The organism is Campylobacter sp. IFREMER_LSEM_CL908, assembly GCF_025771545.1.
Lineage (GTDB): Bacteria > Campylobacterota > Campylobacteria > Campylobacterales > Campylobacteraceae > Campylobacter_D > Campylobacter_D lari_D.
Genome location: NZ_JAKMQK010000001.1, coordinates 39,055 through 61,930, shown reverse-complemented (window position 1 = coordinate 61,930; position 22,876 = coordinate 39,055). Strand labels below are relative to the sequence as shown.

The 22,876-nt window shown below is 29.5% G+C and carries 29 protein-coding genes; 28 read left to right on the top strand and 1 reads right to left on the bottom strand.

All coding sequences use genetic code 11. The features are described from left to right. The first annotated feature begins 55 nt into the window (after nucleotides 1–55). The 12 genes from napA (at nucleotide 56) to purU (ending at nucleotide 10,122) form a co-directional block, all read left to right on the top strand. Complete coding sequence (gene napA / locus L8U04_RS00350; protein ID WP_263709166.1) at nucleotides 56–2,830, top strand: periplasmic nitrate reductase subunit alpha; 2,775 nt, start codon at nucleotides 56–58, stop codon at nucleotides 2,828–2,830. Between the two features lie 2 nt (nucleotides 2,831–2,832). Beyond that, entirely contained in the window at nucleotides 2,833–3,582 is a 750-nt protein-coding gene (napG, locus tag L8U04_RS00345) for a ferredoxin-type protein NapG (protein WP_133318731.1), read from the top strand. After that, on the top strand, nucleotides 3,579–4,370 hold the full coding sequence (gene napH / locus L8U04_RS00340; protein WP_263709164.1) for a quinol dehydrogenase ferredoxin subunit NapH: 792 nt from the start codon (nucleotides 3,579–3,581) through the stop codon (nucleotides 4,368–4,370). Before napG ends, napH begins: the two co-directional genes overlap by 4 nt. Then, on the top strand, nucleotides 4,360–4,878 hold the full coding sequence (locus L8U04_RS00335) for a nitrate reductase cytochrome c-type subunit (protein WP_133318733.1): 519 nt from the start codon (nucleotides 4,360–4,362) through the stop codon (nucleotides 4,876–4,878). The genes napH and L8U04_RS00335 overlap by 11 nt, the downstream gene beginning before the upstream one ends. A gap of 4 nt (nucleotides 4,879–4,882) precedes the next feature. Further along, nucleotides 4,883–5,809 (top strand): WD40 repeat domain-containing protein, encoded by a 927-nt coding sequence (locus L8U04_RS00330; RefSeq protein WP_263659052.1) that lies wholly within the window; start codon nucleotides 4,883–4,885, stop codon nucleotides 5,807–5,809. Further along, entirely contained in the window at nucleotides 5,796–6,131 is a 336-nt protein-coding gene (locus L8U04_RS00325; RefSeq protein ID WP_133318735.1) for a chaperone NapD, read from the top strand. Before L8U04_RS00330 ends, L8U04_RS00325 begins: the two co-directional genes overlap by 14 nt. A gap of 2 nt (nucleotides 6,132–6,133) precedes the next feature. Next, nucleotides 6,134–6,301: a hypothetical protein gene (locus L8U04_RS00320; RefSeq protein WP_087699327.1), complete on the top strand. Its 168-nt coding sequence runs from the start codon at nucleotides 6,134–6,136 to the stop codon at nucleotides 6,299–6,301. Between the two features lie 2 nt (nucleotides 6,302–6,303). Next, complete coding sequence (locus tag L8U04_RS00315; protein ID WP_263661822.1) at nucleotides 6,304–7,476, top strand: MFS transporter; 1,173 nt, start codon at nucleotides 6,304–6,306, stop codon at nucleotides 7,474–7,476. A gap of 61 nt (nucleotides 7,477–7,537) precedes the next feature. Next, nucleotides 7,538–7,786 carry a hypothetical protein gene (locus L8U04_RS00310; RefSeq protein ID WP_087691144.1) on the top strand — a complete coding sequence of 83 codons (249 nt, stop codon included), beginning with the start codon at nucleotides 7,538–7,540 and terminating at the stop codon, nucleotides 7,784–7,786. Further along, nucleotides 7,783–8,220: an effector protein CiaD gene (ciaD, locus tag L8U04_RS00305; protein ID WP_263660994.1), complete on the top strand. Its 438-nt coding sequence runs from the start codon at nucleotides 7,783–7,785 to the stop codon at nucleotides 8,218–8,220. The genes L8U04_RS00310 and ciaD overlap by 4 nt, the downstream gene beginning before the upstream one ends. Then, nucleotides 8,189–9,292 carry a CCA tRNA nucleotidyltransferase gene (locus L8U04_RS00300; RefSeq protein WP_263709162.1) on the top strand — a complete coding sequence of 368 codons (1,104 nt, stop codon included), beginning with the start codon at nucleotides 8,189–8,191 and terminating at the stop codon, nucleotides 9,290–9,292. Before ciaD ends, L8U04_RS00300 begins: the two co-directional genes overlap by 32 nt. 2 nt (nucleotides 9,293–9,294) lie before the next feature. Next, a complete protein-coding gene (gene purU, locus L8U04_RS00295) occupies nucleotides 9,295–10,122 on the top strand; it encodes a formyltetrahydrofolate deformylase (RefSeq protein ID WP_133318739.1) in 828 nt (275 codons plus the stop codon). Between the two features lie 24 nt (nucleotides 10,123–10,146). Here purU and glnA read toward each other — a convergent pair whose 3' ends face one another. Continuing rightward, entirely contained in the window at nucleotides 10,147–11,577 is a 1,431-nt protein-coding gene (gene glnA, locus L8U04_RS00290) for a type I glutamate--ammonia ligase (protein WP_263659056.1), read from the bottom strand. Between the two features lie 215 nt (nucleotides 11,578–11,792). On the opposite strand from glnA, the gene L8U04_RS00285 reads away from it, so the two are divergent. From L8U04_RS00285 to L8U04_RS00210, 16 genes are all read left to right on the top strand, one after another. Further along, nucleotides 11,793–12,500, top strand: a complete 708-nt coding sequence (locus L8U04_RS00285) for a protein phosphatase CheZ (protein WP_263659057.1) — start codon at nucleotides 11,793–11,795, stop codon at nucleotides 12,498–12,500. Then, a complete protein-coding gene (locus L8U04_RS00280) occupies nucleotides 12,497–13,753 on the top strand; it encodes a peptidase U32 family protein (protein ID WP_263709161.1) in 1,257 nt (418 codons plus the stop codon). The genes L8U04_RS00285 and L8U04_RS00280 overlap by 4 nt, the downstream gene beginning before the upstream one ends. Continuing rightward, a complete protein-coding gene (gene purE, locus L8U04_RS00275) occupies nucleotides 13,750–14,244 on the top strand; it encodes a 5-(carboxyamino)imidazole ribonucleotide mutase (protein ID WP_263709160.1) in 495 nt (164 codons plus the stop codon). Before L8U04_RS00280 ends, purE begins: the two co-directional genes overlap by 4 nt. 9 nt (nucleotides 14,245–14,253) lie before the next feature. Beyond that, nucleotides 14,254–14,760 carry a DUF3972 domain-containing protein gene (locus L8U04_RS00270; protein ID WP_263709159.1) on the top strand — a complete coding sequence of 169 codons (507 nt, stop codon included), beginning with the start codon at nucleotides 14,254–14,256 and terminating at the stop codon, nucleotides 14,758–14,760. Beyond that, nucleotides 14,757–15,617 carry a glycine--tRNA ligase subunit alpha gene (gene glyQ, locus L8U04_RS00265; protein WP_258107574.1) on the top strand — a complete coding sequence of 287 codons (861 nt, stop codon included), beginning with the start codon at nucleotides 14,757–14,759 and terminating at the stop codon, nucleotides 15,615–15,617. Before L8U04_RS00270 ends, glyQ begins: the two co-directional genes overlap by 4 nt. Beyond that, the gene (locus L8U04_RS00260) at nucleotides 15,607–16,332 is read left to right on the top strand and encodes a Nif3-like dinuclear metal center hexameric protein (RefSeq protein WP_263662513.1); all 726 of its coding nucleotides are present in this window, start codon (nucleotides 15,607–15,609) and stop codon (nucleotides 16,330–16,332) included. The genes glyQ and L8U04_RS00260 overlap by 11 nt, the downstream gene beginning before the upstream one ends. An 11-nt stretch (nucleotides 16,333–16,343) precedes the next feature. Continuing rightward, nucleotides 16,344–17,063: a zinc ribbon domain-containing protein gene (locus L8U04_RS00255; RefSeq protein WP_263662514.1), complete on the top strand. Its 720-nt coding sequence runs from the start codon at nucleotides 16,344–16,346 to the stop codon at nucleotides 17,061–17,063. Further along, on the top strand, nucleotides 17,060–18,244 hold the full coding sequence (gene waaA, locus L8U04_RS00250; protein WP_263709157.1) for a lipid IV(A) 3-deoxy-D-manno-octulosonic acid transferase: 1,185 nt from the start codon (nucleotides 17,060–17,062) through the stop codon (nucleotides 18,242–18,244). Before L8U04_RS00255 ends, waaA begins: the two co-directional genes overlap by 4 nt. Then, a complete protein-coding gene (locus L8U04_RS00245) occupies nucleotides 18,225–18,977 on the top strand; it encodes a pseudouridine synthase family protein (RefSeq protein WP_263669824.1) in 753 nt (250 codons plus the stop codon). The genes waaA and L8U04_RS00245 overlap by 20 nt, the downstream gene beginning before the upstream one ends. A gap of 64 nt (nucleotides 18,978–19,041) precedes the next feature. Then, complete coding sequence (ffh, locus tag L8U04_RS00240) at nucleotides 19,042–20,379, top strand: signal recognition particle protein (protein ID WP_220566836.1); 1,338 nt, start codon at nucleotides 19,042–19,044, stop codon at nucleotides 20,377–20,379. A 71-nt stretch (nucleotides 20,380–20,450) separates the two neighbouring features. After that, nucleotides 20,451–20,678: a 30S ribosomal protein S16 gene (gene rpsP / locus L8U04_RS00235; RefSeq protein ID WP_012661702.1), complete on the top strand. Its 228-nt coding sequence runs from the start codon at nucleotides 20,451–20,453 to the stop codon at nucleotides 20,676–20,678. Nucleotides 20,679–20,680: 2 nt separating this feature from the next. Further along, nucleotides 20,681–20,926 carry a KH domain-containing protein gene (locus L8U04_RS00230; RefSeq protein ID WP_043019956.1) on the top strand — a complete coding sequence of 82 codons (246 nt, stop codon included), beginning with the start codon at nucleotides 20,681–20,683 and terminating at the stop codon, nucleotides 20,924–20,926. Further along, nucleotides 20,916–21,440 (top strand): ribosome maturation factor RimM, encoded by a 525-nt coding sequence (gene rimM, locus L8U04_RS00225; RefSeq protein ID WP_263659062.1) that lies wholly within the window; start codon nucleotides 20,916–20,918, stop codon nucleotides 21,438–21,440. Before L8U04_RS00230 ends, rimM begins: the two co-directional genes overlap by 11 nt. After that, a complete protein-coding gene (gene trmD / locus L8U04_RS00220; protein WP_133318752.1) occupies nucleotides 21,437–22,141 on the top strand; it encodes a tRNA (guanosine(37)-N1)-methyltransferase TrmD in 705 nt (234 codons plus the stop codon). The genes rimM and trmD overlap by 4 nt, the downstream gene beginning before the upstream one ends. An 11-nt stretch (nucleotides 22,142–22,152) precedes the next feature. Next, nucleotides 22,153–22,509: a 50S ribosomal protein L19 gene (gene rplS, locus L8U04_RS00215; RefSeq protein WP_012661698.1), complete on the top strand. Its 357-nt coding sequence runs from the start codon at nucleotides 22,153–22,155 to the stop codon at nucleotides 22,507–22,509. Between the two features lies 1 nt (nucleotide 22,510). Further along, the gene (locus tag L8U04_RS00210) at nucleotides 22,511–22,864 is read left to right on the top strand and encodes a cupin domain-containing protein (protein WP_243705616.1); all 354 of its coding nucleotides are present in this window, start codon (nucleotides 22,511–22,513) and stop codon (nucleotides 22,862–22,864) included. The last annotated feature ends 12 nt before the right edge of the window (nucleotides 22,865–22,876 follow it).

The window sequence follows — 22,876 nt, the reverse complement described above, 5'->3', positions numbered from 1 at the left end:
GTAATATTTTTTAGATGTATTAAAATACATTGAATAAACAATAACGAGGGATATAATGAACAGAAGAGACTTCATTAAAAACACCGCTATTGCTAGTGCTTGTGGTGTTGCAGGTCTTAGTGTTCCAAGTAGTGTACTTGCTAATACTGAGAATAAATGGCGTTGGGATAAGGCTGTTTGTAGATTTTGTGGTACAGGCTGTGGAATTTTAGTTGCAAGTTTAGATGGTAAAATTGTTGCTGTAAAAGGAGATCCAGCAGCTCCTGTAAATCGTGGATTAAATTGTATTAAAGGTTATTTTAATGCAAAAATTATGTATGGAGAAGATCGCTTAGTAACACCTTTACTTCGCGTAAATGCAAAAGGTGAGTTTGATAAAAATGGAAAATTTCAACAAGTTTCTTGGCAAAGAGCCTTTGATGAAATGGAAAAACAATTTAAAAAAGCTTATAAAGAAAAAGGTGTTGAAGGAATTGGAATTTTTGCAAGCGGTCAATATACTATACAAGAAGGATATGCTGCTGCAAAATTAGTAAAAGCTGGTTTTAGATCAAACAATATAGACCCAAATGCACGCCATTGTATGGCTAGTGCAGTTGTTGGTTTTATGCAAACTTTTGGAGTTGATGAGCCTTCTGGCTGTTATGATGATATAGAGCTTACTGATACTATTATTACTTGGGGTGCAAATATGGCAGAAATGCATCCGATTTTATGGTCAAGGGTAAGTGATAGAAAATTAAGTAATTTAGATAAAGTCAAAATTGTAAATTTATCTACTTTTTCTAATAGAACTTCTCATATAGCAGATACTGAAATCATCTTCAAGCCAAATACTGATTTAGCTATTTGGAATTATATCGCTAGAGAGATTGTTTATAATCATCCTGAAGCTATGGATAAAGAATTTATTGAAAAACATTGTATCTTTACAACAGGCTATGCTGATATTGGTTATGGAATGAGAAATAATCCAAACCATCCTAAATTTAAAGCAAGTGAGAAAGATACAGTAGCAAAACAAAATGCTATTATTGTAGATGAAGAAGAAGCGGTATCTTTGGCTTATTTAGGAGTAAAAACAGGTGATAAATTTGAAATGAAACACCAAAGTGCTTCTGATGCGCATTGGGAAATTTCATTTGAAGATTTCAAAAAAGCATTAGAACCTTATACGCTTGATTATGTTGCTAAAGTTGCTAAAGGTAATGAAGATGAAAGCATTGAAGAATTTAAGAAAAAACTTCAAGAATTAGCAAATTTATATATAGAAAAAAATAGAAAAGTTGTAAGTTTTTGGACTATGGGCTTTAATCAACACACAAGAGGTACTTGGGTGAATGAACAAGCTTATATGGTACATTTCTTACTTGGTAAACAAGCTAAGCCAGGTAGCGGTGCGTTTTCATTGACAGGGCAACCAAGTGCTTGTGGAACTGCAAGAGAAGTAGGGACTTTTTCGCATCGTTTACCTGCTGATATGGTCGTTGCAAATCCTAAACACAGAGAAATTAGCGAAAAAATTTGGAAAGTTCCGGCAAAAACAATCAATCCTAAACCAGGTGCTCCATACTTAAAAATCATGAGAGATTTAGAAGATGGAAATATCAAATTTGCTTGGGTGCAAGTAAATAATCCTTGGCAAAACACTGCTAATGCAAATCACTGGATAGCAGCAGCTAGAGAAATGGATAATTTTATCGTTGTGAGTGATTGCTACCCAGGAATTAGTGCTAAGGTGGCAGATTTAATTTTACCAAGTGCTATGATTTATGAAAAATGGGGTGCTTATGGTAATGCTGAAAGAAGAACTCAACACTGGAAACAGCAAGTGCTGCCTGTAGGTGAGGCTATGAGTGATACTTGGCAAATTATGGAATTTGCAAAACGCTTTAAATTAAAAGAAGTTTGGGGTGAAACTAAGGTAAATGATAAACTTACTCTGCCAAGTGTTTTAGAAGAAGCTAAAGCTATGGGTTATAGTGAAGATGATACTTTATATGATGTATTATTTGCAAACAAAGAAGCAAAATCTTTCAAAGCAAACGATTCTATTGCAAAAGGATTTGATAATAGTGATGTTAATGGCGATGAAAGAAAAATTATAGGTAGTGATGGTAAAGAATTTACCGGCTATGGCTTTTTCGTTCAAAAATACCTTTGGGAAGAATACCGTAAATTTGGTTTAGGACACGGCCATGATTTAGCGGATTTTGATACTTATCATAAAGTAAGAGGTTTAAGATGGCCTGTAGTAAATGGTAAAGAAACACAATGGAGATTTAATACTAAATTTGATTATTATGCTAAAAAAGCAGCTCCAAATTCAGATTTTGCATTTTATGGTGAATTCGCTAAAGAACTACCAAAAGGAGATTTGCTGGCTCCGCAGACTAAAGAAAAATATAGCTTGAAAAACAAAGTGAAAATTTTCTTTAGACCATTTATGAAAGCTCCTGAAAGACCGAGCGAAGAGTATCCATTTTGGTTATGTACTGGTAGGGTTTTAGAGCATTGGCATAGTGGAACTATGACTATGAGAGTTCCTGAGCTTTTCCGTGCAGTACCTGAAGCACTTTGTTATATGAATGAAGATGATGCTAGGGCAATGAAAATTAATCAAGGTGATATCGTATGGGTACAATCACGCCGTGGTAAAGTAAAAGCTAGAGTAGATTTTCGTGGTAGAAATAAACCATCTAAAGGGCTTGTGTATGTGCCTTGGTTTGATGAAAATGTATATATAAACAAAGTTACATTAGATGCAACTTGCCCATTGTCTAATCAAACAGATTTCAAAAAATGTGCCGTAAAAATTACTAAAGCATAAAAATGAAAAATAGAAGAGAATTTTTAGCCTTTACTTTTAAGCTTTTATGTATAGGAAGCGGAAGTGCATTTTTAGCAAGTTTAGCATTTAGCTCAAATCAGGAGTATTTTTTAAGACCTCCTGGGGCAGATGATGAAAAAGAATTTTTATCAAAATGTATACGATGTGGACTTTGTGTAAAAGCTTGTCCTTATGATGTTTTAAAACTAGCAAATTTAGAAAATAGTGCTAAAAATGGCACACCTTTTTTTATAGCAAGAGAAAATCCTTGTAGATTGTGCGAGGATATACCTTGTATAAGAGATTGTCCTACAAATGCGCTAGATCATAAATATTTAGAGCAAAATGATGGAATTTATAAAACAAAAATGGGTATAGCTATAATTGATAGCGCAAGTTGTGTTGCTTATTGGGGAATTCAATGTGATGCTTGTTATAGAGCCTGTCCATTGATAGATAAAGCATTAAAGCTTGAAATAAAACGCAATGAAAGAACTGCAAAGCACGCATTTTTATTACCTGTAGTAGATCATGAAGTATGCGTGGGATGTGGGATTTGTGAGAAAGCCTGTATAACGCAAAAAGCTGCTATTAGAGTTTTACCTAGAGAATTTGTCTTGGGAAAAGCTGGGGATAATTACATCAAAGGTTGGGATGAAAAAGATGAAAAACGCTTGCAAGATGTAAACACAGATAAAAATTTCAATAAAAACAAGGCTAAAGATTATCTTAATGATGGAGAATTGTTATGAAATATCTTATTTTAAGAAGAATAGTGCAATTGTCTATCTTAACTTTTTTTTCTTTTGGTGTATTTAATTTTATATTAAAAGGAAATTTAAGCTCTTCAGTTTTATTTTCTTCGGCGCCCTTAAGTGATCCTTTTGCGTTTATTCAACTTGCTTTAGCAAGTTTGCAAGTAGATTTAATGGCTTTAAGTGGTGCTTTGATAGTATTTTTATTTTATGCTATTTTTGCTGGAAGAGCGTTTTGTGCTTGGGTTTGTCCTGTAAATATCATTACTGATTTTGCTTATTTTATTAGAAGTAAATTAGGTTTTAATCAAGCAAGGATTTTTAATGTAAATAAAAATTTGCGTTATTATGTTTTGGCTTTTGTTTTGATTTTTTCTTTTCTTTTTTCCTTTCCTGTTTTTGAGGAATTTTCTTATATAGGAATAATCCAAAGAGGGATTATTTTTGGCGGTATTTCTTGGCTTTTTGTAGCTTTGATTGTTTTTTGTATAGATATATTTTTTAGTCCAAGATTTACTTGCTCGCATTTTTGTCCTTTAGGAGCTTTTTGGGCTTTAAGTTCGCATTTTTCATTACTAAAAGTAAGATATAACTTACAAAAATGCACCAAGTGTTACAAATGCCTTGGAGTATGCCCTGAAAAGCAAGTGCTTTGGATGATAGGTAAAGAAAATCAAGATGTAAAATCAGGTGAGTGTATAAGATGTGGAAAATGTGTTGATGTTTGCGGTGATGATGCTTTAGGTTTTAGTATAATAAATTTAAGGAGAGAAAATGAAAAATAAAATCTTTTTATCCTTAGCAGCAGCTGTTTTAATAAGTGCTTGCGGACTTGCTGTTAAAAGTGTTGATTCAAAAGATATAGGTTTAAGAAAAACAAGTTTAGAAAGTGAAAATGTAGAGTTATTGGATGCAAAGTATTCTCAAGCAATGGCTGGAGAATCTGTTTTAATTGAGAGATCATTTGAAAATGCTCCGCCATTAATTCCACATACTTTAGAGGATATGCTTCCAATTACTAAGGATAATAATATTTGTTTAAGCTGTCATGATAAAGCTATAGCTAAAGATGTTGGAGCCACTCCGCTTCCAAGTAGCCATTATTTTGACTTAAGAAAAAACAAATCTACTAAAGATATGATAAGTGATGCAAGGTTTAATTGTACACAATGCCATGTGCCACAAAGCGATGCAAAACCTTTAGTAGGAAATAGTTTTGAAGCTAAATTTAAAAATGAGGAACTAAAGAAAAAATCTAATCTTTTAGATGTTTTAAATGAAGGCGTAAAATAAAACTATGAAAAAAATATTTTTAATCTTACTAATGAGTGTATATGTATTTAGTTATGAGCTTAAACTTGATTCAAATTTAAATGCCTTAAAACTTGTTGATAGTAGTTTGCTTATAGGACTTGATAATGGAGAATTAAATCAGTACTTTATTAAAGACAAAAAAATGCAAAAAATCACTCAACTTGATAAGATTAAAAATTTTTATGAAGAAAATCTTAGCCCTAGAATTTATAGTATTGATTACTTAAATGGGGCTATTTTGATTTTAAGTGAAGGTGATTTTGGTAGTAAAAGGCTTAGTATTTATAAAAATAAACAACTTTACAACTATAAGCTTTTAAGTGATGGAGTAAAAAAAGCTTTGTTTTTAGATGATGATACTATTTTATTAGCCTTGCTAGGTTCTAATATAGAGCTTTTTGATTTAAAAACAAAAAATATTATAAAAAATTTTACTTTCTCTAACTCAAGTTTAAGTGATGTGGTTTTAAATGAGGCAAAAACTCAATTAGTAGCAGGTTTTGAAAGTGGTGAAATAGTACTTTTTGATGTGAAAAAGTGGCAAAAAATAAAAAGTTATAAAAATCTTCATAAAGATAATATTTATCAACTTGATTTTAAAAATGCAATTATTACAAGTTGTAGCACTGATAGAAAATTAGGCATAGTGCGAAATGATCAAGAAAAAAGCATAGAAAGAGACTTTTTAATATATGCTTGTAGTCTAAATAAAAGTGGTTCTATAGCGGTTTTTGGAGATAATGAAAAAAATATTATAGAGCTTATAGATACTAAAAATTTAAAAACAATAAAAAAATTCCAAAATAAAGATTTTTTGCTAGAATATCTTATATTTTTAAACGAGCATGAATTTATTAGTGCTGGTTATGAAGATAAAATTATATTTTGGAGTATAGATGAATCTTTCTAGTGTATTGATTTTAACTAAAGAGGAAAAATTAGAAAAACTTAAAGAACAAATTCAACAAACACCATGTTGTAGTGTGGAATTAGCTCAAGAAGAAAAAATTATAGTGGTAATAGAAAGTGAAAATTTAGATGATGAGTTAAAAGCATATAAACAATTAGAACAGCTTGATGGGGTGATAAGTATTAATATGGTATTTTCGTATCAGGATTTGGATGAAGAAAGAGAAAAAATTTTAAAAGCAAATTTTGAGGCAAATACTTTTGATGAAAATTTAAAAAAAGATAATTTAGAATACTATGGTAATGTTTTTAGAAAGTATTGATTATGATTTTTTTAATTCCTTTAATTGTGATTATTTCTTCTATTTTTATCATTGATCACTTTTATTTTTCCAAAGAGAATGAAGTTGTAAAAGAAAAAAAACAAGTAGTGCAAAAAAACACCGATTCTGATAAACAAAGATATCTTGAAAATATATTAAATCAAAAATAATCATGTACACACAAATTTCATATAAAAAATTCTTTTGGATTAATATTTTAGTTGTGATTACTCTTGCTTTAAATTTAAGAGCACCTATAACTTCCATAGGTCCTATGATAGAACATATTCAAGAATATTACAATATTAATTCTACTTTAGCAGGTATGCTAACAACCTTACCTTTAATAGCTTTTGGTCTTATATCGTTTTTTGTAGCGTATTTTTCACAAATTAAAGCTTTGTTTTTTGCCTTAATTTTGATTGTCTTTGGAGAAGTTATTAGAAGTTATGGAGGAACTATAGGTTTATTTTCTGGGGTTTTTTTGATAGGAGCAGGCATTGCAATAGCTAATGTTTTATTACCTTCTTTTGTAAAAGAAAAATTTTCTAAAAATACTTATAAGATAATGGGTTTATATGGATCAATTATAGGCTTATCTTCAATTGCTGGCGTGGCCTTATCGCTTCCTTTGCTTAAATTTTTTGATGTACCTCAAGCTATGTTTTTTTGGGCTATATTGGCTTTAATTGCTTTGATTTTTTATTTTCCACATTTGAAAAATAAAAGATTATTACGCCCTAAAAAGAAAAATATTAATAAAGTGAATATCTTTTTAAACTTAACAGCCTGGAAAGTTACTATTGTAATGGGATTACAAAGTTTTTTATCTTATAGTCTTTTTGCATGGCTTAGTGTGATGATTAGTGAAAAGGGCTTTGGAATTGACTTTGGTTCTAATGTTTTATTATTATCTCAAATCATAGGAATGCCTGTGGCATTTTTACTACCTATCATTTTAGGAAAGCTTAGATCTCGTGCTAAAAGTTTTGCTATAGTGATGTTAGGGTTTTTGTATTTTTTAAGTTTTATGATGATTTTTCTTTTTAAAGTAAAAGCGATTTTGTTTTTAGCGGCTATTTTTTTAGGTTTTGCTTCTAGTGGAGTTTTTACAATTTCGCTATTATTTATTGCTATCAAAAGCTCAAATTCTATCATAGCGGCTAAACTTTCTGCTATGTCACAAGGTATAGGGTATTTAATAGCTGCTCAATCACCTTGGATTATAGGTATGCTTCATGATAATTTTAGAAATTTCACTTCAGGCTTTATTATGCTTATTATAGTAGCTATAATACTTAACATTTTTGTATTTTTGGCATATAAGGCTCCTGTGATTAAGTGAAAATTAAAAATAAATTAAAGCCTTTTTTGTTAGAATTTTAGGATTTTATTTTTGTGAGTTAATAATGCGATATACAGTAACAGAGGCTTCTATTTATGAAGCACAAGGCTTAAAAGATGAGGCTTTGGAGATTTATAAAAATATATTAAAACAAGATCCACAAAATAAAAATGCCATTGATGCTATAAGGCGTTTGAGTGGCTTGCGTTCTAATCATGAAGATTTAAATTATGATATGCTTGATTTTTTTGTCAATATGAAAAGTGAAGAAGAAATTAATGAATTTAAAAGGTGGTTGATAAAACTATGAATATAGAAGATTTAGCAAAAATGGCTATTAGTGAAGTTAATTCAGAGTTAGATAATAAAAAAAATAAAAACGATGAATTTGCCCCTATGGTAGAAGAAATTACTCAAGAAAAAAATGTTAATACTCAAGAGAAAAAAATCAAAGAAGAAATTAGTAAGGTTACACAAGAGCTAATCCAAGAACTAGATGATTTAGAAGTAAAAGTAAAAGATGATAAACAAAATGTCGCTATTAAGGTTGAAGCTTTAGAAGAAAAAGAAGAAAGCATTATAAATAATGAAGAATTTTTCTTGAAAAATCTTAGAGAGCGTATTTTGGTTTTATTTGAAGGATTAAAAAATACCAAAGATGAGCATATGGAAAAAAGACTAGATATGACCATTACTTTTTTAGAGTTTTTACTTGCAAAGATTGAAGATAGACTTAAAAAATGACCAAGATTTTTTAAGAATTAAGAATATACTTAAGCCTTATACACAAAGGGTTTATTTAGTAGGTGGTTGTGTAAGGAATTCTTTTTTAGATTTATCTAGTGATGATTATGATATAGAAATTTATGATATTGAGCCTATGCTTTTTGATGAGCTTATGCAAAAACTTGGTGCAAATGGAGTAGGAAAAAGTTTTTTTGTATATAAATATAAAAAATTTGATTTAGCTCTAGCACGCTATGAAAATAAAATTTCTACAGGCCATAGAGGTTTTGAAGTTAAAGTTTGTAATAATGAGCAAGAAGGAGCAAGAAGAAGAGATTTTACCATTAATGCATTGATGGTAAATATTTTTGATTTTGAATTTTTGGATTTTTTTAATGGTTTGCAAGATTTGCAAGCAAAGATTATAAGACATATTGATGATAAAAGTTTTATTGAAGATAGTTTAAGAGTACTTCGTGGAATTTCTTTTGCATGTAGGTTTGATTTAACAATTGCAAAAGAAAGTTTAAAATTAATGCAAACTATGGATATAAGCGATTTATCTAAAGAGCGTATTAATAATGAACTTTATAAAATTTTTAAAACTTCAAGACTAAATAAAGCTTATGAGTATTTTAAAATTTTAAATTTAGAAGAAAAAATCTTTTTTTATCAAAGTTGTAATAAAGAATTTGAGAGACTTTTAGAGTATAGCCAAAAGTTAATTTGTGATGAGGCTTTGTTTTTGTATTTGTATTTGAATTTTTTTCATATAAGTAAAGAGAAATTTTTTAAAAAAACAAAATTAAAAAAAGAGCTTTTAAAAAAATGCGAACAAGAATTTATTTTAGGTAAAATTGATGATTTTGATTTAGCTAAAATTGCTTTAAAAATACCACTTTGCAAATGGCTTGGACTTTGGAATAATGAGCGTATAACACAAGCAAAAAAAATAAATTTATACCATCATGCTTTTGAAAGTAAAATTAGCGCCAATGACTTACTAAAGGAAGGATTTAGTGGGAAAGAACTTGGAATTGAACTTGAAAAAAGAAAATTACAAGAATTAAAAAACTATATAAAGGAGTAAAAATGAATGAGTATATTTTAAAAATTTCATGCAGCGATGAAAAAGGATTGATTTATAGAATTTCAGATGTTATTTTTAAATATAGAATCAATATTATAAAAAATGATGAATTTGTTGGAGAAAATCGTTTTTTCTTTAGGGCGCATTTAGAAGGTGAGCTTGATATAAAAGCTTTTAAAGGAACGCTTGAAGCTATGCTTCCTGATAATGCACAAATTGAAATTACTTCAAAAAGAAAAAAAGATATTATTGTTTTAGCTACTAAAGAAACTCATTGTTTAGGTGAGTTACTTATCCGTCAATTTAGTGGAGAATTTAATGCAAATATTAAGGCAGTTATTGCAAATTATGATGTATTAAAACCTTTAGTGGATAAATTTAACATACCTTTTCATACTATTTTAGCACAGGATTTAAGCAGACAAGAGCATGAAAAAAAACTACTAGAGTGTTTAAAACAATATGAGTTTGATTATATTGTTTTAGCAAAATATATGAGAATATTATCTCCATCTTTTGTAGAGAATTTTGAGGGGAAGATTATTAATATCCATCATTCTTTTTTACCTGCATTTATAGGAGCTAATCCTTATAAGCAAGCTTATGAAAGAGGGGTAAAGATTATAGGTGCAACAGCACATTTTGTAAATAATAATTTAGATGAGGGGCCAATTATTACCCAAGATGTTATACCGGTTACTCATGAATATTCTTGGCAAGCTATGCAACAAGCAGGGCGTAATGTAGAAAAAAATGTTTTTTCTAAGGCCTTGGATTTAGTGTTTGATGATAGGATTTTTATATATGATAATAAAACAATAGTATTTTAATCTTGATGCTAAAAAGCATCAAGATTAGCATGAATAGCAAGTTTTAAACTCATATGCAGTTGGTCTAGCTTCTACAGGCCATACTTGGGTTTCAAATTTCATATGTTGATAATCATCAATAAATACATCACTCATAACAGGCTTTAAGAAGGCATTTTTTCTAATGAGTGCTTCCAAAGATCCTCTTAAAGTGTGAGGTAATTGCTCTATACCTTTTTCTCTAATCTCATCTAGGGTTAGTGCAAATAAATTTTCATCCATAGGACCTACCGGTATGGTTTTATTTTTAATACCATCAAGTCCTGCCATAAGCAAGCTTGTAAAAGCTAGGTAAGGATTGGAAGTGCTATCAGGAAATCTTATTTCAACTCTTGCGCTTTTTTCATTAATACCATAAGGCACGCGACAACTTGCAGAGCGATTTTGGCAAGAATAAGTTAGTATGCAAGGTGCTTCAAAACCTGGAACTATTCTTTTATAAGAATTTGAACTAGGATTGGTAAATGCAGCAACACTTCTTGCATTAGCTAAAATTCCACCGATGTAATTAATCGCATATTCACTTAATTTTCCATATCCTTCTTTATCATAAAATAAATTTACTCCATCTTTCCAAAGGCTCATATGCACATGCATACCACTTCCATTATCTCCATAGAGTGGTTTTGGCATAAAGGTCGCTGTTTTTCCATTTAAATGTGCTACCATTTTAACTACATATTTATAAATTTGTACATTATCAGCAGCTTCAACTAAATTTCCAAATTCTACACCAATTTCAGCTTGTCCTTGTGCTACTTCATGATGATGTACGAAAGTTTTTAAACCAACTCTTTCTAAAACTTGTACCATTTCAGCTCTAATATCCACACTAGAATCAATAGGACTTACAGGAAAATATCCACCTTTATTTCTTGGGCGATGTCCACTATTGTAACTATCTGTAAAATCTTTATTATCATTCCATTCACCTTCTTCAGTATCTACTTCATATTTTGCACAGTGAGAAGAATCAACTATTTTTACATTATCAAAAATAAAAAATTCATTTTCAGGACCAAAATAAGCAGTATCAGCGATATTGCTTGTGTTTAAGTGTTGCATTGCTTTTTTAGCAATACTTCTTGGACATTTTTCATACATTTGATCTTTGTAAATATCATATACATCGCAAATTACTATGATAGTAGGATCAGCTGTAAAAGGATCTAAAAACGCACTTTCCACATCAGGTTTTAAAATCATATCTGATTTTTCTATAGGCTGCCAACCATGCAAAGAGCTTGCGTCAAAAGGAATTCCGTTTTCAAAGGTTTTATCATCAATTGCTTTTATATTATAAGTGATGTGATGCCAAGTGCCTATCATATCAGTAAATCTAAAATCAACAAATAAAACTTCATGTTCTTGACAATAACTAAAAAACTCATCAATGTTATTTACAAATTTACCCATTTTTTTCTCCTTTTTATTTTTTGGGTTTTTTAATTTATTTTATAGATTGTAGTATATTTTTTTTAAATTAAGTTTAAATTAATATTTTTTTTATAATCAAATTAAAAAAAAGATTATTTTGCGTAAAAAAATAATTAATTGGTAAAATTAATGTTGATTTATATTTTTTTGTAATATAATCTCGCATTAGTTTTTTTATTAAAAAAGGTGTAACAATGACTCAAGAAGAATTAGATGCTTTAATGAATGGCACTGAAGACTTAGATCTTGATTCTGTAGAAGAAACAGAAGAAAAACCAGATACAGATTATGAAGATGAGGAAAAAAATAAGCAAATTGTTAATGATATGATTAATGGTGATTATAAAGCAAGAGCGGATATGGCTTGGCCACCACCGCCACCTAGTAAAGAACATAAAGTTGTACATCAACTTGATGATGTTACAAGAGATAGTGAAATAAAAGCCACAGAGATGATGGAAAAATTAGAAGCTATTAACGACTTTTTTGCAAATTCTGAGAGTGATCTTTGTGTAATCAGTGATGCTTTAAATAAAAATATAGAAATTTTTGAAAAATTAAATGCAAAATTTCCTAATGTGGTAAGCTTTAAAGAAGCTATTGAAATAAATAACAATGCTAAAAATATCATAGATGAGATTACAGGTTGTTTGCAAACTGGACAAGATGAAGTTATGATGGCAATGGATGCTATGCAATATCAAGATATTCATCGTCAAAAAATTGAGCGTGTTATTAATGTTATGAGAGCTTTAAGTAGATATATGAGTAGTTTGTTTGAAGGTAAAATTGATGATGAAAAACGCGTGGGATCTGCTGTGCATATCGAAGGAGATACAACTGCAGATGTTGTAAGTAATGATGATATTGAGGCATTAATCGCAAGTTTAGGAAAAAAATGATTATTCCTGAAATAGTAGCTCCTGCAGGTAATTTTACAAAATTAAAAATAGCTTTAGCTTATGGAGCTGATGCTGTTTATGCAGGAGTGAGTAATTTTTCATTAAGAGCAAGAACTGCTAGAGATTTTAATTATGAAACTTTTAAAGAAGCTATTGAGTACACGCATGCAAAAGGAAAAAAAATTTATGTAACGATTAATGGATTTCATTTTAGCTCACAAATTGAAGGTTTGAAAAGGCATATTTTAAAATTAAAAGAAATGAAACCCGATGCTTTTATAGTAGCTTCTGTAGGTGCTATGCGTTTGGTTAAAGAGCTTGCACCTGAAATCAATCTTCATGTATCAACCCAAGCTAATATTTTAAATTACTTAGACGCTCAAGTTTATAAAGATATGGGAGCTAAGCGTGTTGTTATAGCAAGGGAACTTGGTTTAAAAGATGCAAAAGATTTGAAAAATAATTGTGACATAGAACTTGAAAGTTTTGTCCATGGTTCTATGTGTTTTGCGTATTCTGGCAGATGTTTGATAAGCTCAGTGCAAAGTGGACGCATGAGTAATCGTGGATCATGTGCAAATGATTGTAGATTTAACTATGAACTTTATGCAAAGAACCCAGAAACTAATACACTTTTTAGACTTGAAGAAGATGAGAATGGCACGCATGTGTTTAATTCTAAAGATTTAAATTTAAGCTCGTATATTCAAAAAATTATGCAAGAAGGTTGCATTCATGCTTTTAAAATAGAAGGAAGAACGAAAAGCGAGTATTATGTAGCTTTGACTACAAGAACTTATAAAATGGCAGTGCAAGATGTATTGCAAAATACTTTTGATGCGGCTAAGTATGAAAAAGAAATTCATACTTTAAAACACAGAGGTTTTACAGATGGATATTTAGTTTCAAGAGCTTATGAAAAAACCGATTCAATAAATCATAATACAAGTATAGAAGAAGGAACCCATCAAGTGCATGCTATTAGCGAAGATGGTGAATTTTTTAAATGTAAGGGTAAGATAGAATTAAACAAAGAATATGAAATTCTAGCTCCGGTTGATTCTAATATAGAATTAGGGGAAAATAAACTAGGTTTAGTATATGAAAATGAAGGAAAAAAATTCATAGTGTTTAAACAATTATTAGCAAAAAACAATAAAGAATTTAGTGAAATTCATAGTGGTAATGAAAATGAAATTACTTTGCCATTTAAACTTCCAGAATTTAGCTTTTTAAGAAGGAGTGTTGAATGAAATTTGTTTCCATATTGATGGGAAGTAAGAGTGATTATGATATAGTAAAAGAAGCTTTAGGAATTTTGGAAAAATTTGATGTAAAATATGAAGTCTTGATCACTTCAGCTCATAGAAGTCCTCAAAGAACCCAAGAATACATCAAAAATGCTGAAGAAAAAGGTGCAAAAGTATTTATTGCTGCAGCGGGTATGGCAGCTCATTTAGCAGGAGCTGTTGCAGCACATACAACAAAACCTGTTTTAGGTATACCTATGCCAGGAAGTAATTTAGCTAGCATGGATTCTTTATTTTCTACTGTGCAAATGCCAAGTGGAATTCCTGTAGCAACTGTGGCTATAGGTAAAGCAGGGGCTATTAATGCAGCTTATTTGGCAGTGCAAATTTTAGCAATAGAAGATGAGTCTTTAGCGCAAAAATTATTAGAAGATAGACAAAGACAACAAGAAAAATTAATCCAAGATTCTAATACAATTGAAGTTTTTCTTTAAGGAGCGTATATGCAAACTTACTTGGAATTAAAAGAATTTTGTCAGTTAGTTCATTTATCCGAAGATGTTGTAAAAGGAATGATGGCAAATGGTGCTTTAAATTTCAAAGAAGAAGAAGGTAAAATTTATATAGAAGCTAATCAAGGTACTTTTAGCGTAGTTCCTTCAAGTTCAAAGCAACCTGCTATGGTAAATTCTATGACCTTGGCAGGAGAAAGTTTTGTAGAAAAAACTATAGGGACTATTTTAAATTTACATGAAAAAGTTCTTGATGCTAAGGATGAAACCTTAGAAGCTTTAAAGAGTGAAAATAAATTTTTAAAAGATGCTCTTTATTCTATGCAAGAGCTTTATGATGAGGATAGAAAAACTATAGAAAATCTTAACGAGCAACTTAAATATGCGCGTAATGAAGTTGAATTTCTAAAAAGAAAATATAAAATGATGTGGAATAAAACAGTGGAATTATATGCAAATTCGCCTGAGAAGTCTGAAGAATTAAAGGAAGAAAAATGACTTTTTCTCAAATGATTTTAAATTTACAAGAATTTTGGCAAAAGCAAGGTTGTGCTATTATGCAACCTTATGATTTTCCAGCAGGTGCAGGGACTTTTCACCCGGCAACTTTTTTAAGAAGTTTAGGTAAAAAACCTTGGGCGGCTGCTTATGTAGCACCAAGTAGAAGACCAACTGATGGAAGATATGGTGAAAATCCTAATAGGTTGGGTGCTTATTATCAATTTCAAGTTTTAATTAAACCAAGTCCTGATAATATCCAAGAATTATATTTAAAAAGTTTAGAAAATTTAGGCTTTGATTTGAAATCACATGATATTCGTTTTGTTGAAGATAATTGGGAAAGTCCAAGTTTAGGTGCTTGGGGTTTGGGCTGGGAAGTTTGGCTTGATGGTATGGAAGTTACACAATTTACTTATTTTCAACAAGTTGGTGGTATAAGCGTAGATTTAGTTAGTGCTGAAATTACTTATGGCTTGGAAAGACTTGCAATGTATTTACAAGATGTAGATAATGTATATGACATAGTTTGGAATGAATTTAACGGCGAAAAAATTACCTATAAAGATGTTCATAAGCAAGGTGAGTTTGAATTTAGTAAATATAATTTTGAAGTAAGTGATGTAAAAACTTTAAATGTACAATTTGAAAATGCTTACAATGAGTGTAAAAATGCATTAGATGCAAAACTTGCTTTACCAGCATATGATTATTGTATGTTAGCAGCACATACTTTTAACTTGCTTGATGCAAGAGGAGCTATTTCAGTAACTCAAAGACAAGATTTTATGCTTAAAATTAGAGAATTATCTAAAAATTGTGCTTTAGTATATAAAGAAAGTTTAGATGAAAATTAAAGAAATTTATGATTATTTAGATACTATTAGTCCATTTAATACGCAAAGTTCATGGGACAATAGTGGTTTATTGCTTGGAAATTTCGATCAAGATGTAAATAAGATTTATCTTGCGCTTGATGTAGATATGCATTTAATTGAAAATGCAAGCGAAAATTCACTTTTTATAGTTCATCATCCTTTAATTTTTAAAGGTTTGAAGAATTTAAGTGGAGTGCTTTATCCGCAAAATCTTCTTACAAAAATGATACAAAAAAATATAGCCTTGATTGCTATACATACAAATTTTGATTTAAGTCATTTAAATACTTATTTTACTAGCGAAATTTTGGGTTTTAAGATCAAAGAACAAAATGAATTTTTGATCTATTGTGATGTAGATTTTCAATTAGATACATTAGTTGATCATGTTAAAAAGTGTTTAAAGCTTAATCATATTAGGGTTGTTAATGCTCATCAAGAAAAAATAAAAACTTTAGCAATATGTACAGGCAGTGGTGGAGATTTGATTTCTAGTGTAAAAGCAGATTGTTTTTTAAGTGGAGATTTTAAGTATCATCAGGCCTTAGAAAGTTATCATAATAAACTCAATTTGATTGATATAGGTCACTATGAAAGTGAGTCATACTTTGGTGAAATTTTAGCAAAAGATTTGCAAAAATTTCATTTAGAAGTTATAATATCAGTTTCAAAAAATCCATTTCAATATTTTTAAGGAAAAAATCAATGAATAAATATTTAGAACAACTTATAGCTTTATCGCAAATTGATAAAGAGTTAGATAGTTTTGCAAATAAAGTAGAAGATGCTACAAAGGATTTAAAAGAAAAGCGTAATTTGCTTGATAAAACTGAAGAAGAAATTGCAGGTTTTGAAAAAGATATTAAAGATATAGAAAATCAAAAAATACAAAACAATAACCATATTGCAGAATTTGGTGTGAAAATTAAAGAAATAGCCAAAAAAAGTGCTGCAGTGAAAACTGAAAAAGAAGCAAATGCTTTAAAAATCGAAGAAGATATAGCTAAAGAGCAACTTGATGCAGCAAATGAAGAGATAGAAAGATTAGATAAAATTTTAGAAAACAAAGAAAAATTTATACAAGAATTGCAAACTAAGAGAACTGAACTTGAAAATGAAGTGGATCAAATAGATGCTCAAACAAAAGTTGTATTAGTTGATATTGAAAAAGAAAGATTAGAGATTTATGATAAAAAAGTAAAGCTGGTTGGCGAAATAAATCAAAAAGTTTTAACTTTTTATGAGAAAATTAGAAAATGGGCGGGAAATAGTGCTGTAGTTCCTGTGAAAAAACATGCTTGTTATGGCTGTTTTATGAGAATTTATGATAAAACTTATTTAGCAGTTTTAAAAGGTGATGAAATCGTAACTTGTCCGCATTGTGGAAGAATTTTATATAAAGAAAAAGAAGAAAATCAAAATTGATTTTTTTTTATTACATTTTTGCTGTGATTATATATGTAATCGCAGTTCCTTTTTTGTTGATTTTAAGTTTTTGTAAAGAAAAATATAAAGTATCTCTAAAATCTAGATTTTTTCTTTACAAAAACTTAAAACAAGAACAAGGAGATATATATTTTCATGCTTGCTCCTTTGGGGAGATTAAAAGCATTGTTCCCTTAATAAAACTTTTTCCAACTTGTAAAATTTCAACTATCACGCAAACCGGATTTAATGAAGCTTTAAGACATTCTAAAAAAGTAAATTTTTTACCATTTGAAATTTTTATACCATTTTGGATGAAACCTTGCAAAGTTTTGATTATTTTTGAAGCAGAGCTTTGGCTTATGCTTGTATTGATGGCTAAATTTTATAATGCAAAAGTTATTTTATTAAATGCTAGGATTAGTGATAGATCTTTAAAAAACTACAAGCGTTTTAGCTTTTTTTATCGTTTGATTTTTAAATATATTGATGTTGTGTTTGCGCAAAGTCAAAAAGACAAAGAAAGGTTAGAGTGTTTGGGTGCTAAAAATGTTGCAGCATATAAAAATATCAAAGCATATATAAAACAAGAACAAGTGAAAAATTATTCAAAACCTAAGGCTAGGGTTATTATATTTGCTAGTACGCATAAAAATGAAGAACTATTATTGCTTAATGAGATTAAACTAGAAGAAAATGATAGATTAATTATCGCTCCAAGACATCCGGAGCGTTTTGGCGAGGTTGAGGGGATTTTAAAAGATTTTTGCCAAAAAAATCATTATAATATGCAAAAATTTTCAGACTTTACTTTAAGTGAAAATGATTTTGCAAATTTTTTTAAGACCAAGTGCTTATTACTAGATACTTTGGGTGAGCTAGAAAGTTTTTATAAGATTAGTGATGTGGTTTTTTTATGCGGCTCTTTTGTAAATAATATAGGCGGGCATAATCCTATAGAGGCAGCTAGATGGAATAATGTTATTATCTCGGGGAAATATTATTTTAATCAAGAAAGTTTATATCAAGAAGTTGATGATTTGTATATTTGTGAGAGTGTAAAAGATATAAATGATTTTTTAAAGCAAAAATTATCACAAGCACGAGTCAAAGAGCAAAATGATTTAAATGAAGTTATATTAAGTATAAAAGAAGGTTTAGATGCAAGAAAAAGCTTATAAATTGCTTGCAATGCAAGAAAAAATTTCCAATAATGCAGCAAAAGATTTGATTGATAAAGGTTGTGTTTTTGCTATGGGAAAAAAGGTTGTTATAGCTAGAGCTTTGATGAGCTCAAAAACAAGATTTGTTGTGCAAAAAATAAAAAAAGCAAAAATACTTTTTGAAGATGATAAAATCATAGCTTTAAATAAGCCTTATGGGGAAATTAGCGAGAATTTAGAAGGTGTTTATAATGCTAAATTAATTAACAGGCTTGATAAAGAAACAAGTGGAGTTTTGCTTTTAAGCAAAGATGAGGAATTTAGACTAAAATGCATTCAAGAGTATAAAAAACAAAATGTTTATAAAAGCTATTTAGCTATTGTCGATGGAGTAATTGCTGAAGAACTTGAAATTTGTGAAAAAATAACTACTATAAAAAATAAATCCGGAGCTTTTAGTAAAATCGATAAATTTGGCTTAGAAGCTCATACTCAGGTTATACCTTTAATGGTAAATGCAAAAAAAACTTTAATAAAAGCAGTCATTAAAACAGGTAGAACACATCAAATCAGAGTGCATTTAAATCATATAAAACATGGTATTATTGGCGATGAAAAATATGCAAAAAATAGCTCTTCTAGAATGTATTTGCATTCTTATGAAACGCATATTTTTGATTATCAATTTAAAGCTTTACTTGATGAGAGTTTTAATGCTTATGGTTTTGAAATAAAAAATTTAAATTTTTAAAGGCGTTTAAAGCTAAAAGGGTTTATAATTTAGCTTTTTAAAATTTTAATAAAGGGAAAATAAAGTGTTTGAAATAGTTAGTGAGTCATTTAAATCCGCGGTTAATAAACTTCGTTTTGTTGATGATGAAAAAGCTTTAAAAAATGCTCTTGACACTTTAAAAAAAGCCCTTTTAAAAGCAGATGTACATCATAAAGTTACGAAAGAATTACTCACTTTAGTAGAAAATGATGTAAAAACTAATGGCATAGGCCAAAAGCAATTTTTAGACTCAATTAAGAAAAATTTAGAAGAAATTCTTAGTGTTAAAGGTAAAAATCAAGGTTTTGTATTTGCTAGTAAGCCACCTACGGTTGTTTTGATGTGTGGTTTGCAAGGTGGTGGTAAAACAACTACTACGGTAAAAATTGCTAATTACTTAAAACTAAGAAATAAAAAAGTATTAATTGCTGCATGTGACTTGCAAAGATTAGCTGCAGTAGAGCAATTAAGACAACTCACTCAAGCTAATGAGCTTGATTTATTTTTCATAGAAAATGAAAGTAATCCTTTAAATGTAGCTAAACAAGCTTTAGAAAAAGCAAAAAATTCTATGTATGATGTTTTGCTTGTAGATACTGCCGGCCGTTTGGCAATTGATATAGCTTTGATGAATGAGCTTAAAGAAGTAAAAGCTATTTTAAATCCTGATGAAGTATTTTATGTAGCTGATGCTATGAGTGGTCAAGATGGAGTTAAAACAGCAAGTAGCTTTAATGAAGCTTTAGAAATCACTGGGGTTATTTTAAGTAAATTTGATGCAGATACTAAAGGTGGTGTTGCGCTAGGTATAGCTAAACAAATTGGTGTGCCTTTAAGATTTATTGGTGTTGGTGAGAAAGTAGCTGATTTAGAAGTATTTATCCCTGATAGGATTGTTAATCGTATTATGGGTGAAGGTGATTTGGCGACTTTGGCTGAAAAAACTGCCGCTATTATAGATGAAAAAGAAGCAAAAAAACTTAATAAAAAAATCAAAAAAGGTGAATTTAATTTCAATGACTTTTTAAATCAAATGGAAAGTGTTAAAAAACTTGGTAGTATGAAATCAATCATTGGTATGATACCTGGTTTATCATCTATGGCAGCAAATATTAAAGATATTGATTTGGATAATTCTAAAGAAATTATTCATATTAAAGCAATGATTTCATCAATGACGCCAAAAGAAAGAGAAAATCCTGATTTGTTAAACAACGCAAGAAAGCGTCGTATTGCAGAGGGTGCTGGTTTATCTCAAATGGAAGTAAATCGCTTTTTAAAACAATTTAGTAATGCGGCTAAGTTGGCAAAGAAATTTTCAAACAAAAAAGGAATGGAAAATTTTATGAATATGTTGCAGCAAGCTAAAAGACCGCAATAATTAAAGCTTTTTTATGGATATATGAGTTAAAATATCTATAACAAAATTTTAATTTTTTTAGGAGTATTAAAATGACAGTAATCAGACTTACAAAAATGGGACGCAAAAAAAGACCATTTTATCGTATAGTTGTAACTGATAGTAGAAAAAGACGCGATGGTAGTTGGATAGAAAGCATTGGATATTATAATCCTATGGTTGAACCTGAAGTAGTAAAATTTGATGCTGAGCGTTTAGCTTATTGGAAGAGCGTAGGTGCTAAATTAAGCGATAGAGTAGCAGCTATTACAAGCAAATAAAAATGGTTGAAAATTTTTTAAGAGAATACGCAAAATTAATTGTTGATTTTCCTGAAAAAGTTGATATACAAAAACAAAATTTAGAAAACAATTTTGCTGAAATTATCATTTATGTTGATCCAACTGATACTGGTAAGTTGATCGGAAAAAACGGGAAATTAATCAACGCAATAAAAACAGTTATTATGGCTTATAAAGTTAAAGATGCAACTTCATATCGTATAACGGTAAAAGCTATTGAAGAATGATTTGGTCCAAGTTGCTAAACTTGGGAAAAGTGTTGGTTTGAAAGGTTATGTGAAATTACATAACTTAAGTGATTTTTATGAGCAGTTTAAAGCAGGTGCTAAATTTTTTGATGGTAATCAAAAAATTTACACCATAAAAGCTTTTGATAAAACAAGATCTTTGGTTTTATTTGAAGATTTTGAGAATTTAGAATCTGCAAAAAAACTAACTAATATTACACTATTTCAAAGCATAAAAACTACAAAAGAAACTTGTAAGTTAAAAAAAGATGAGTATTTTTATTTTGATATTATAGGCTGTGAAATTTTTGAAAATGAACAAAAATTAGGTGTAGTTGAAGATATTTTAGAAAATGGAGCTGGATTTTTATTCTATATAAAATGCGATGAAAAACTACAGACAAAGGTTAAAAACTTTTATATTCCTTATGTTGATAAATATATTCAAAAAGTTGATATAGAAAATAAAAAAATATTCACACAATCTGCTTTAGATATTTTAGAAAATTCATGAAATATACTTTTGTAAGTTTATTCCCAGAGCTTATTGAGCCTTATTTTAAAACTTCTATTTTGGCAAGGGCAAAAGAAAAAGGAATTTTAGAATTTGATTTTGTTAATCCTAGAAATTTTACTACAAATAAACATCTAAAAGTAGATGATTATAAAATAGGCGGTGGTGCGGGACTTTTATTACAAGCTCAGCCTTTATATGATTGTTTAACGCATATTAAAAGCCAAGATAAAAATACGCATTTTATTTTTCTTTTACCATGTGCTAAAACTTTTAAGCAAATAGATGCTAAAAGATTAAGCGTCAAAGAGCATATTTGTTTTGTATGTAGTAGATATGAGGGTTTAGATGAGCGTATTGTGGAAGAATTTGCTAATGAAGTGTTTTCTATAGGAGATTTTATACTTACAGGTGGAGAGTTAGCATCTTTGGTGATGTGTGATGCTATTAGTAGAAATATTCAAGATGTTCTTGGAAATAGTGAAAGTTTAAGTGAAGAAAGTTTTGAAAATGATTTATTAGAAGCACCATCATTTTCTAAGCCATTTGTTTTTGAAAAGGAAAATAAAAAATTTTATGTTCCTTCAGAGTTTTTAAAGGGAAATCACGCTAAAATCACAGCTTTAAAAACTACTTTGGCGTCTTGCAAAACGAAATATTTTCGTCCTGATTTGTATCAAAAGCATGAACGCAAATTTTAAGGAATATCGTTATGAAAAATAAATACATTGAGCAATTTGAGCAAAAACAAATTGAAGGTAAAAATGTTCCAGAATTTCGTGCTGGAGATACTTTAAGACTTGCTATTCGCATTAAAGAAGGCGATAAAACAAGAATTCAAAATTTTGAAGGTATTTGTATAGCGCGTAGAGGAAATGGTGTAGATGAAACTTTCATCGTGCGTAAAATAGGCGCTAATAATGTAGGTGTTGAAAGAATTTTCCCTATTTATAGTGAAAGTTTAGAAAGTATTACAGTATTAAGAAGAGGTCGTGTACGCCGTGCTAGATTATTCTATTTAAGAGATAGAAGAGGTAAGGCTGCTCGTATTAAAGAACTTAAAAAATAAAATGAAATTTAGAACTCAAATGCATGAAGTAATTTCTTGGGAACAAGAAATTGAAAATGGCATAAATATATCTAAAAAAATAGAAAATGCTTATGCTAAGGAAATATGCATAAATATGTCAAAGGATAGCTTTATGAAAGATCATAAAGCACCTTTTGATATTACTATACAAGTATTAAAAGGCTCTATTGATTTTGGAGTTTTAAATCAGCAAATTCTACTTAAATCTTTAGATAGCATTAGTTTAAAAGCTAATGAAATTCATAATCTTTTAGCACTAGAAGATTCTATAGTGCGTTTAACTCTATATAAACAAGATAGCCTTGAACGCGTTGAGAGTGTTTTGAAATCTTAATTTAAGTCTCAT

Excerpts from the sequence above, each read along its gene's own strand:
- napA (WP_263709166.1), top strand. The coding sequence starts at position 56 with ATGAACAGAAGAGACTTCATTAAAAACACCGCTATTGCTAGTGCTTGT.
- napG (WP_133318731.1), top strand. The coding sequence starts at position 2,833 with ATGAAAAATAGAAGAGAATTTTTAGCCTTTACTTTTAAGCTTTTATGT.
- napH (WP_263709164.1), top strand. The coding sequence starts at position 3,579 with ATGAAATATCTTATTTTAAGAAGAATAGTGCAATTGTCTATCTTAACT.
- L8U04_RS00335 (WP_133318733.1), top strand. The coding sequence starts at position 4,360 with ATGAAAAATAAAATCTTTTTATCCTTAGCAGCAGCTGTTTTAATAAGT.
- L8U04_RS00330 (WP_263659052.1), top strand. The coding sequence starts at position 4,883 with ATGAAAAAAATATTTTTAATCTTACTAATGAGTGTATATGTATTTAGT.
- L8U04_RS00325 (WP_133318735.1), top strand. The coding sequence starts at position 5,796 with ATGAATCTTTCTAGTGTATTGATTTTAACTAAAGAGGAAAAATTAGAA.
- L8U04_RS00320 (WP_087699327.1), top strand. The coding sequence starts at position 6,134 with ATGATTTTTTTAATTCCTTTAATTGTGATTATTTCTTCTATTTTTATC.
- L8U04_RS00315 (WP_263661822.1), top strand. The coding sequence starts at position 6,304 with ATGTACACACAAATTTCATATAAAAAATTCTTTTGGATTAATATTTTA.
- ciaD (WP_263660994.1), top strand. The coding sequence starts at position 7,783 with ATGAATATAGAAGATTTAGCAAAAATGGCTATTAGTGAAGTTAATTCA.
- purU (WP_133318739.1), top strand. The coding sequence starts at position 9,295 with ATGAATGAGTATATTTTAAAAATTTCATGCAGCGATGAAAAAGGATTG.
- glnA (WP_263659056.1), bottom strand. The coding sequence starts at position 11,577 with ATGGGTAAATTTGTAAATAACATTGATGAGTTTTTTAGTTATTGTCAA.
- L8U04_RS00285 (WP_263659057.1), top strand. The coding sequence starts at position 11,793 with ATGACTCAAGAAGAATTAGATGCTTTAATGAATGGCACTGAAGACTTA.
- L8U04_RS00280 (WP_263709161.1), top strand. The coding sequence starts at position 12,497 with ATGATTATTCCTGAAATAGTAGCTCCTGCAGGTAATTTTACAAAATTA.
- purE (WP_263709160.1), top strand. The coding sequence starts at position 13,750 with ATGAAATTTGTTTCCATATTGATGGGAAGTAAGAGTGATTATGATATA.
- L8U04_RS00270 (WP_263709159.1), top strand. The coding sequence starts at position 14,254 with ATGCAAACTTACTTGGAATTAAAAGAATTTTGTCAGTTAGTTCATTTA.
- glyQ (WP_258107574.1), top strand. The coding sequence starts at position 14,757 with ATGACTTTTTCTCAAATGATTTTAAATTTACAAGAATTTTGGCAAAAG.
- L8U04_RS00260 (WP_263662513.1), top strand. The coding sequence starts at position 15,607 with ATGAAAATTAAAGAAATTTATGATTATTTAGATACTATTAGTCCATTT.
- L8U04_RS00255 (WP_263662514.1), top strand. The coding sequence starts at position 16,344 with ATGAATAAATATTTAGAACAACTTATAGCTTTATCGCAAATTGATAAA.
- L8U04_RS00245 (WP_263669824.1), top strand. The coding sequence starts at position 18,225 with ATGCAAGAAAAAGCTTATAAATTGCTTGCAATGCAAGAAAAAATTTCC.
- rpsP (WP_012661702.1), top strand. The coding sequence starts at position 20,451 with ATGACAGTAATCAGACTTACAAAAATGGGACGCAAAAAAAGACCATTT.
- L8U04_RS00230 (WP_043019956.1), top strand. The coding sequence starts at position 20,681 with ATGGTTGAAAATTTTTTAAGAGAATACGCAAAATTAATTGTTGATTTT.
- trmD (WP_133318752.1), top strand. The coding sequence starts at position 21,437 with ATGAAATATACTTTTGTAAGTTTATTCCCAGAGCTTATTGAGCCTTAT.
- rplS (WP_012661698.1), top strand. The coding sequence starts at position 22,153 with ATGAAAAATAAATACATTGAGCAATTTGAGCAAAAACAAATTGAAGGT.
- L8U04_RS00210 (WP_243705616.1), top strand. The coding sequence starts at position 22,511 with ATGAAATTTAGAACTCAAATGCATGAAGTAATTTCTTGGGAACAAGAA.